At 65.1% G+C, this 7,445-nt stretch carries 1 protein-coding gene; it reads left to right on the top strand.

Translation table 11 applies throughout. The annotated features are described in order from the left end of the window. The coding region (locus FXF52_RS42275) for a hypothetical protein (protein WP_222870935.1) at window positions 1–7,445 on the top strand (7,445 nt) is incomplete at both ends.

The following is a 7,445-nucleotide window of genomic DNA, read 5'->3' as shown; positions in this document are numbered from 1 at the left end:
TCTAGTGCCCAGGCATCCGTAGCGGACCCGGATCTGGAAACGGAACTGGATGAATTGGGTGTGTTTCGAATGAATACACCGACGCTCGATGAGAGATGGGAGCCGCAGGGGGATGCCGACTCGGTCGAGTCGGATCTGCTGGCGGGGGTGGATTCACCGACGTTCGACATGGACTGGGAGTCGGAGGGGGGTGCCGGCCCGGTCGACCCCTCGGATCTGCTGGCGGGGGTGGATTCACCGACGTTCGACATGGACTGGGAGCCGCAGGGGGGTGCCGGCCCGGTCGGCCCCTCGGATCTGCTGGCGGGGGAGGATCCGCTGGCATCGGTGGCTGACTTCGATTGGCTGGCGGATGCCGACACGGACGAGGCCTTGCGGCTGCTGGCAGCGTGGGACCAGGTGGAATCGGAGCTTGATCTCGCGCCCCTGCCGGAGAACCCCGCACCAATCGGGCCGGACCGGGGGCCGGGTGGGGCGCCGGCGGTCGGTGGGTCCAGCGGCGCCCGGCAGGACTGGAAGCGGACCGTGGCTTCGGCGGTCGCGCAGTTGTCGGCCGTGGAACGCCGTGGTGGGGTGGATGGGACCCGCGATGATGCGGCGGAGTTCGTGCGGTGGACGAGCGAGGTGCTCGGGGTCGATCTCGCGGGGCACACGCCGAAGGCGAACGACCTCTACAACGCGGTGGTGCGTCGCTTCGGGAGGCAGTTGGAGGACGCGGGGGTCCATCGCAGCAGTGCTGGACTGCGCGCGTGGGTGGCCCGCCAGTTGGCCGCTGACCTTCGCCTGGGTGACGCGTCGGAGTTCCGGAAGTTGCTTCCGTATCCGGAGGTCATGTCCGAGCAACGACGGGAGGACCTGCACCGGCAATGGCTTAACAAGATCACGCACGACCTGACCGGCGATTACGACATTGCGCATGTGGTTCTTCCCATCATCGCTTCGAGGTTGCCCCTGTCGATGCGGATCCACCATCCGTACGGTGCCCCGGACGACATCGGCCCGGAGCCCGATGCTGATGCCATCCCGTATCCGGTCGTCTTCCACAATGGCGCCTACCACCTCGGCCAGCTACCTGACCCAGCCGATGGCCGCCTCGCTGAGGGCTTCCCGTGGACAGTGATATCGGACGACGAGAAGCAGCGACTCGATCAACTGTTCGACGAAGCACGCGATCTGCTGCAAGCCAGAATCAAGGCAGCGGAGGAGAACCCGGTTCCGACCAACGCCGGGCACTTGCCCATCCTGCAGGAAACCTTCCAGCGCAAACTCGCGGCCATCCGTAAACAACCCAACTTCCCCTACAGCAAAAAGGCCCGGGAACTCGCCGAACACCTCGACTACCTTCGCAGACTCGCCCGAGACAGCAAATGGGACTCCGGGAACCGGCGGAACCTGGACGACCAGTTCACCCTCCTCCTGCCCGTCAGCCAGTACCGGAGGCGGAGGCCAACATATTTGCGCACATGGTTGGGCGGGAAGTTCGTTATCCTCGCTAATATCGATCGGATGGCTATCTCGGGCGATATGATCGCTGTCCATTTCGGAACGGCCGACGGAGTGGGCGCCGGTATTGTTGTAATCGAGTACACCGCACCCGACGGCACCAAAAGTGAGGCCCACCAAGAAATCAGCCGCAGGTTCACTGGCGTGGAGCTGGCCGAGCTGAGGGAGAAGGCGCCCGACAAGGTGTGGCACGTTGACCGCCCGCGACTGTTGGGCGACTTCTACTCCAGGACGACGCCCGTGCAGGAGGGAGGGAGACTGGGCGTCAGGCTCGGTAGAGCCGAAGGCCGCCGGCAAGCCCTGCCGGGGAGGATCCTGAACGTCCCGGTGATCGGCGGACTTCCGCCCGTTGTCGTCAACGAGTTGAAGGAGGTCCGGCTTCTACTCGGGTATGCCGAGGACGGCGGCCGACCCACTGCGGTCGTGGAAGCACCGGCCAGGACGAACGTCACAGAGCTGCCCCTGTACCTGGAAATTTCCAGACCTACCATGACCCGGTACGACATCAAGCGGCTGCGCAAGAGAGCGTTGTGGGAACCGGCGGCCCGGTGGGATCTTTCCGAGGAGATGTCTTTCGATGTCATATTGCAGGAGGGGACGTGGACGCCCGGTCCGCTGTCTATTGCGGTCGGCGGTGCTGATCCGGCCAAGACGTTGGACGGGGCGGAGGTGGATCTCTCCCCGGGGACGTTGGTCACCCTGTGGGTGGGGAAGTGGCAGGAGCCGGGGTCGGTCGGAGCGGATGTCGTCGGCACCATTCCCGCCGTGGTCAAGGCGCCGTTGGTCGACACGTCCGGACACGTCTACCGGCTCGTCGACACGGGTGTGGACAACAAGGACTTCGACGACCTGAAACGCGAGATCATCGAGGCCCTGGCGGTCTCGCGGCAGGCGGGGGTGCTGACAGACCCGGGGTCGGACTGGTCGCAGACAGTGAAATCGGCGATCAGACAGTTGTCGGCCGTGGGCAAACCCGACGAGCAGAATTTCGTGCGGTGGACGCGCGACGTGTTCGGAATCGATCTCGCGGGGCACACGCCGAAGGCGAACGACCTCTACAACGCGGTGGTGCGTCGCTTCGGGAGGCAGTTGGAGGACGCGGGGGTCCATCGCAGCAGTGCTGGACTGCGCGCGTGGGTGGCCCGCCAGTTGGCCGCTGACCTTCGCCTGGGTGACGCGTCGGAGTTCCGGAAGTTGCTTCCGTATCCGGAGGTCATGTCCGAGCAGCGACGGGAGGACCTGCACCGGCAATGGCTTAACAAGATCACGCACGACCTGACCGGCGATTACGACATTGCGCATGTGGTTCTTCCCATCATCGCTTCGAGGTTGCCCCTGTCGATGCGGATCCACCATCCGTACGGTGCCCCGGACGACATCGGCCCGGAGCCCGATGCTGATGCCATCCCGTATCCGGTCGTCTTCCACAATGGCGCCTACCACCTCGGCCAGCTACCTGACCCAGCCGATGCCGAACGCGCTGGCCGCCTCGCAGAGGGTCCCGAGCGGACGTCAATATCGGACGACGAGCAGCGGCGACTCGATCAACTGTTCGACGAAGCGCGCGATCTGCTGCAAGCGAGAATCAAGGCGGCGGAGGAGAACCCCCATCCGACCAACGCCAAGCACTGGCCCATCCTGCAGGAAGTCTTCCAGCGCAAACTCGCGGTCATCCGTAAACAACCCGACTTCCCCTACCGCAAAAAGGCCCGGGAACTCGTCGAACACCGCCGATACCTCGACAGCCTCGGTGTGGATAGCCTCTGGGAGGAAAAGAAGCCGGACCTCCGTGGACAGTTTACGCTCGACATCTTCGCCGTCGGAGTGCGGTCCGGGCGGAGCTCGCAGTTGCGCGTGCGGCTGGGCGGCATCGACAGGGTTCTCCTCAATGTCGACCAACTGGTCATGCACGGCGATTCGGTTGCTTTTCATTTCGGAGCACTCGGCGAAGAACGCATCGGTATTGCGGAATTCCGGTATACCGACGCGGCTGACGGCACCGACAGGATCATCTACCGAAGAGGCGAACACAAGCTCGGCGAACGTGACCTGGCCGAGTTGAGGAGGAAGGCAGCCGGCCGCGTGTGGGAGCGTCGCCACCAACCGCTGTCGAGCGACTACTACCAGGTCACGTTGCCTTTCCGTGCACGCGGGAGGGTGGCCGGCCTTTTCGGCGACCCCAAGGCCAAAACGAGCGACAGATTGCTCACGGTCCCGCCCCGCCCGGTGGTCGGCGGACTTCCGCCTGTCCTACCTGCCGAGTTGGACGGTCGTCTCCTGCTCGGGTATGCCAGGGACGGTGGCCGACCCACTGCGGTCCTGGTAGCGCAGGCCGAGAAGAACGTCAGAGGACTGCCCCTCTACCTGGAACCGCGCAAGCCCGCCCTCGTCGTAGACGACATCAAGCGGCGGCGCAAGGAGGCGTTGTGGGAACCGACGGATCGGTGGGATCTTTCCGGAAAGATGCCTTTCGATGTCGTGTTGCAGGAGGGGACGTGGACGCCCGGTCCGCTGTCTATTGCGGTCGGCGGTCCTGATCCGGCCAAGACGTTGGACGGGGCGGAGGTGGATCTCTCCCCGGGGACGTTGGTCACCCTGTGGGTGGGGAAGTGGCCGGAGCCGGTCGGAGCGGATGTCGCCGGCACCATTCCCGCCGTGGTCAAAGCGCCGTTGGTTGACAAGTCCGGACACGTCTACCGGCTTGTCGACACGGGTGTGGACAACAAGGACTTCGACAACCTGAAACGCAAGATCACCGAGGCCCTCACGGTCTCGGGGCAGGCGGGGGTGCTGACAGGCCCGGGGTCGGGTGGGGCGCCGGCGGTCGGTGGGTCCGGCGGTGCCCGGCAGGCGGGGGTGCGGACAGGCCAGGGGTCGGGTGGGGCGCCGGCGGTCGGTGGGTCCGGCGGCGCCCGGCAGGGCTGGAAGCGGACCGTGGCTTCGGCGATCGGACAGTTGTCGGCCGTGGGCAAACGCGACGAGCAGAATTTCGTGCGGTGGACGCGCGACGTGTTCGGAATCGATCTCGCGAAGGGCGGACCGAAGCCAAACTTCTACGACTCGGTGACGCGCACCTTCAGCCAGCAGTTGGCGGACTTGAAGCTCGACCGCATCCCGAACGGACTGCACGGGTGGGCGGCCAGCAGCCTGGCCGCTGAGCTCCGCCTGGGTGACGCGTCGGAGTTCAGGGAGTTGTTTCCGTATCCGGAGGTCATGTCCGAGCAGCGGCGAGAGGACCTGCACCGGAACTGGATCGACAAGGTCGCGAACCACCAGAACGGCGATTACGACGTCGCGCCTGTGGTTGTCCGTATCCTGGCCCGGAAGTTGTCCCAGCTGCGCATCTACCAACCGTTCGGCGCCCCGGACGACATCGGCCCGGAGTCCGATGCTGGTGCCGACCCGTATCCGGTCGTCTTCTACGATGGCGCCTTCTACCTCGGCCAGCTACCAGCCGATGCCGAACGCGCTGGCCGCCTCGCCGAGGGTCCCGAGCGGACGTCAATATCGGACGACGAGAAGCAGCGACTGGATGGACTGTTCGACCAGGCACTCGGTCTGCTGCAGGAGCAAATCAACGAGGCGGAACAGGACCCTCGTCCGGCCAACAGACACTGGCCCGCCCTGCGGGAAGCGTTCCAGCGTAAGCTCGCGGTCATCCGTCAACGCCCCGAATCGCCCCAACGCCAGGCCGACATCCTGACAGAACACCGCCGGTACCTCTATTACATCCTCCGGGCCAGCGGCTGGAAAGACGAGAGCCGAGGGCCTCAGACTGGTCGGTTCACCCATTACCCCACCGTCCGGGCCCAATATAAACAGAATATATTGTTGATGATGGAGGTGGGCGGCAAGAGCCTGCGTCTCCCCAATTTCAACCCCATCTCCATCCTGGGCGACAGGATCGCTGTCGATTTCTGGATGGACGGCGAAGAGGGCCTCGCTGAGGCCAGATTCCCGTACACCGCGCCCGACGGAACCGAGAGCTTCATGTACCAGGAGTTCGCCACCAGACCCACGGCGGCGGATCTGACCAAGCTGATGGAAAGGGCGGCGGAGGCCCGGTGGTCGAAAGTTGAGTCGGCGATCGGGCAGTTGTCGGCCGGGGAAACCCGCAGCGAGTTGGCGGCATTCGAGCAGTGGGCGCATTCGGTTTTCCACATCGATCGCGCGGAGGGCGACGCGGGGCCGCTCGACGTCTTCTACGGGACGGTGTTGAAAACCCATGGGGATCTGTTGGCGCAGGCGGGCGTCACCACCGTGGCTGAACTGGGCGTGCTGGTGGCCCGCCACCTGGACGTCGACCTCCGCCGGGGTGAGCAGTCGATGTTCAGAGCATTTCTCCCTTATCCGGAGAACATGTCCGAGCAGCGACGGGAGACCCTGCACCGGCACCTGCTCAACAAACTCGTACACCGCCAGCCCGGCTATCCCGACGTTGTGCATGTGGTTCCCCACATCGTGGCCTGGGGGTTGGGTCTGCCGATGGAGATCCACCACCCGTTCGGTGCCCCGCACGTCATCGGTCCGCCGTCCGATGACGGTGCCAAACCGCAACCAGTCGTCTTGTTGAACGGCGCCTACTACCTCGGTCAGCCTCGTGACCCACACGATGCCCGCATCGTCGAGGGTTTCCCGTCACCGACAGCCCTCACCGAACTGCGCCGACTGGATGTCGTGTTCGACGAGGCGTTCGATCTGCTGAAAACCGAAGTCGACGCGGCGGAACAGAACACGACGAACCGCCACTGGTCGCTCCTGCGGGACACATTCGATCGGAACCTCGCGGCCGTCCGTCAACGCCCCAGCTCCCCCCGCCGGCACATCGAGGTACTCGAAGAGCACCGCCGATACGTCGACGCCCTCCGCGAGGACAGCAAGTGGGAAGACGAGAACCGTTGGAACCTGCAAGACCCATTCACCGTCCCCGTCCCCGTCGAGGACATCGGGGGTCGCCCATATCTTCAGTTCCGGGTTGGCGACAACGACGTGTTCCTCGAATATGTCGGTCGGGTCGCCGTCGCGGGCGACAGGGTCGCTGTCGTTGTCGGAAAGGTTGATGGCGAAGGTGTCGGTATCGCTATCGCCAGAATCCCGTACACCGCGCCCGACGGCACCGAGAGGTTCGTCTATCAGGAGTTCGCCCGCAGGTTCACCGACAGCGAGCTGGCCGAACTGCGGAGCATGGCAGCCGGCCCGGTATGGGAGACCGCCGACCGGTGGAAGTTCGGCAATCTCTACCACATCACGGCGCCGGTGAGCGAAAGCGGAATATTTAACATCACCTTCGGCGGCCAGAGAGTCACGATTCCACCGGTCGAGGTGGCCGACGGGCTTCCGCCGGTCATCGCCGCGGAGTTGAAGGAGGGGCGTTTCCGGCTCGGGTACGGGATGGATGGTCTACCCCTGGCGGTCCTGGAAGCACCGGCCGGAAGGAACGGCACGGGAGCGCCCCTGTACCTGGAGTTGTCCTCGCCGGCGCCCACCGCTTACGACATCGAGTGGCTGCGCACGCTGGCACTGTGGGAATCAATCGAGCCGCCGCCGCTTCTCGACGAAGTGTCCATCGATCTCGTGATGCAGGAGGACAAGCGGACGCCCGACCCGCTGCCGCTCGCGCTCGGTGGGGACAACTCGGGCAAGACGTTGGACGGGCGGGAGGTGGATCTCTCCCCTGGGACGGAGGTCACCCTGCGGGTCGGCCGATTCTTCCGGCTGGAGGAGCCGAACGTCGTCACGAGTGTCTTCGCCGCGGTCAAGGCGCCGTTGGCCGACCGGTCCGGATACGCCCACCGGCTCATCGACACGAACATGTCGAACGAGTGGTTCGACGAGTTCAAGAAACAGCGGGAGATGACCGACAGCGGCAAACGGCGAGCCGGGCCGGAAGGATCGGCGGGGCCGGTCGAGAAGCGCCCGCGCACCGGGGACGGGGTGCCTGA

The sequence above is a fragment of the Micromonospora sp. MP36 genome (assembly GCF_008119785.1).
Classification (GTDB): domain Bacteria; phylum Actinomycetota; class Actinomycetes; order Mycobacteriales; family Micromonosporaceae; genus Micromonospora.
Note: the sequence above shows the minus strand (reverse complement) of the source record. Positions and strands in the feature narration are given on the sequence as shown.